Raw genomic sequence first — 718 nt, forward strand, 5'->3', positions numbered from 1 at the left:
GGAGAAAGACATGCTGATGTTGACCGAATACGTGCGCGGCGACCTGTCGCGCTTTCTCGCCCATCGAGCCGCGCAAGGCGAACGCGTGTTGTCCGCGGTCCTGTTCGACCTGCAGGCGGAACAGCACATCCGCCAGGCGATCAAGCAAACGCCGACAGGCAATTTCCTCGCACTGCCCCCGGACGACGCATCGCGGCTTGTCGATCGCATTCAGTCGCTCGTCGGCGCGAACGCCCGCACGGACATCGCGCTCGTCACCTCGATGGACATTCGCCGCTATGTACGACGAATGATCGAGCGACGCATCGACTGGCTAGCCGTGTACTCGTATCAAGAGCTCGGCGAACACGTCGAGCTGCGTCCGGTCGGCCGCGTGTCGCTCCAGGGTTGATGACGACCGTGGCGCATATCGGCTCCCGTCCATTGCGCATCATCCCGGGCAGCACACCCGCGGCGCCGGACGAAACGCGCCAACGCCGCTTCGACTACGCTTCGCTCGTTCGTGCCCAGGCGCGTCGCGGCCCCGTTACACGAAGCGCGCCGCCGCCCCCGCCGGGTTCGGAAGGAGGCTGGGCGCTCGCGCCTCCATCCGAATCATGCGACGAAGCAGCGCCCGCCGCCGGCAATACGACGCGCGCGCCGAGCACGCCGTTCGACGAACCGCTTGACGGCAATCCCGTCGTCGCCCCCCCCACCTGCCCGATCGACGCACATGAAT

The 718-nt window shown here is 66.7% G+C and carries 2 protein-coding genes; both read left to right on the forward strand.

What is annotated here, in order from left to right:
* On the forward strand, positions 1–391 hold a 391-nt coding region (locus J5M58_RS25810; RefSeq protein WP_207880139.1), incomplete at its 5' end, for an FHIPEP family type III secretion protein.
* Positions 391–718, forward strand: a 328-nt coding sequence (gene sctP / locus J5M58_RS25815) for a type III secretion system protein SctP (RefSeq protein WP_207880142.1), incomplete at its 3' end; no start/stop codon positions are given. The genes J5M58_RS25810 and sctP, both read left to right, overlap by 1 nt.

The sequence above is a fragment of the Pseudomonas sp. 32_A genome (assembly GCF_017490905.1).
GTDB classification, from domain to species: domain Bacteria; phylum Pseudomonadota; class Gammaproteobacteria; order Pseudomonadales; family Pseudomonadaceae; genus Aquipseudomonas; species Aquipseudomonas inefficax.